This window comes from Streptomyces sp. NPDC005899 (genome assembly GCF_040629645.1).
Classification (GTDB): Bacteria; Actinomycetota; Actinomycetes; order Streptomycetales; family Streptomycetaceae; genus Streptomyces.
The window spans coordinates 1-2,156 of record NZ_JBEXWB010000610.1; the positions used below are offsets into that span (position 1 = coordinate 1).

A 2,156-nucleotide genomic window follows, 5' to 3' on the forward strand; every position below is an offset into this window, starting at 1 on the left:
CGGGCATCCGCCGGACCCCGTGGCGGAGGGCGCCCCGCCCGGGGCCGGGCCGCTTCGCCCGCGACCCGAGCACACCCAGGAGGAAGCCCACGGGGATCGTGAGCACCCCCGGTGTCTGCAACGGGAACACCGCGAAGTCCCACTCCGGGAAGAGCGCGACCGGTGTGCCGGAGAACGACGGTGAGAGGACCATCAGGCCCGCGGTCAGCGGCAGCGTCCCGTACACCGTCCACCGCACCCCGCGGGCGTCGAACCCCGGCCGGAACAGCGCGTGGAACAGGACGGGCGGCAGGACCGACGCCGCGGCGGCGAACGACAGCGAGAGCAGGATCTGCGGATTGCGGTCGTGCGTGTACGCGGAGAGCAGCACGGCCAGCGCCCCGATCGCGACGACGCACCGGCGGGCTCGGCGGATCTCCCGCGCGGAGGCCTTGGCCCCGTCCCGGGAGGCCGTCTCCGCCGCGAAGTCGCGGGCGAGGGAGGAGGCGGCGGCCAGCGTGATCCCGGCCACGGCGGCCAGCGTGGTCGCGAACGCGGCGCAGGCGACGAGCGCGAACAGCGGGCTGTCCCGGGGGCCGGTGGCGCCGGGGTCAAGGGCGCCCGTCACCATCAGCAGCGCGGTGCCTCCGGCCGGGTCGGCGGCGCGCAGCGCGTCCCGGCCGATCAGCGCGGAGGCACCCAGCCCGACGACGACGATGCCGGCGCACAGCACGGCCACGGGGGTCACGGCCCACACTCCCGCCCGGCGCACGGTCCGGGCGTCGCGCATCGGGTACAGCCGCATCATGATGTGCGGCATGCAGGCGGCGCCGAGGACGAGGGTGAGCTGGAAGCCGATCAGGTCGAGCACGCCCACCAGCCCGTGGCCGAACTGCAGCCCGGTCCGCCCGTAGGCGCTCCCCGCCCCGCTGCCCGCCCGGGCCGCGTCGAAGAGGGCGAAGGGGGACCAGCCGTAGCGGGCGAGCACGAGCCCCGCGAGCAGGGTGACGGCGGCGAGGACGACGGCGACCTTGAGGATCTGGATGTATCCGGTGCCCCGCATACCGCCGAACGCGGAGTAGCAGACCATGAGGGCGCCACTGGCGACGGTGCAACCGGTCAGGGCCCCGTCCGGCAGCCCGAACATCGCCGTCATCACGTGCCCGGCGGTGGTCAGCTGTACGAGCAGCAGGGGGGCGAGCACGACGAGGGTGGCCACGCCGAGGGCCCTGCGCACGGACTCGTCGGCCAGCCGGTCCGCGAGGAAGTCGCCCATGGTGAACACGCCCTTGCGGCGCAGGCGTTCGGCGAGGACACGCATGACGAGCACGAGCGAGGCGACGGTGGCGAGGGCGAACAGCACGCCGTCGAACCCGACGAGTGCGACGGAGCCCGTGGTGGAGAGCAGGGTGGCCGCGGAGACGTAGTCGCCGGCGATGGCGAGTCCGCCCCCGACGGGGCCGAGGGCGGCTCCGCCGGCGTAGAAGTGCTCCGGATCGTCCTGGTCGGCCGCCGCGAGTCCGCACAGCAGCAGTGACACGGCGACGAAGCCGAGGAAGATGACCACGGCCAGCGACCGGGCGTCGACCGCGCCGCTCATCGGACCGGCTCCGCGGCGACGGCGGTGGAAGGGGCAGCTGAGAACATGCGGGCCAGGCCATCAGGTGCGCAACGGCCGGGACAGGGCACGGACCGGGTACGCGGCACCCGTACAGCCCCCCGGACCCGCCCCTGTGCCCCGGCACAGGGCACCGGGGGCCGTGCGGCGCGGGCCGTGTCTCCACCGGGGGTCGGCATGCCGACGGGTCCGGGATCGGCCCGCGGGCGGGTGGGTCGCACGCCGGGCCGCCCAGCGCCACCCCGGGCCGTTCTCACCGCACCCCCGCCGTGAGCGGTGGCCTCAGTCCGCCAGGAAGCGCCGCGCCGCCAGCGCCAGGGACACCTCGACCGCGTCCGACGGCCGGGTCAGGCAGCGCCCCGTCAGCTGTTCGAACCGTCGCAGCCGGTTCAGCACGGTGTTGCGGTGGCAGTACAGCCGCGCCCCGGCCCGCTGCGCCGAGCCGTCCGAGTCCAGCCAGGCCGTCAGGGTCTCGATGAGCACGTCGCGGTCCGCCGGGTCGAGCCGGTCCAGCGGCCCGAGCACCCGGCCGGCGAGCGCCGTGCCGAGCGCGGGCGAG

At 75.6% G+C, this 2,156-nt stretch carries 2 protein-coding genes; both read right to left on the reverse strand.

Annotated features, from left to right (window positions below):
* The coding region (locus ABZ371_RS32005) for a cation acetate symporter (protein ID WP_358686318.1) at positions 1-1,579 on the reverse strand (1,579 nt) is incomplete at its 3' end.
* Between the two features lie 300 nt (positions 1,580-1,879).
* A partial coding sequence (locus ABZ371_RS32010) for a helix-turn-helix domain-containing protein (RefSeq protein ID WP_358686320.1) occupies positions 1,880-2,156 on the reverse strand: 277 nt, incomplete at its 5' end.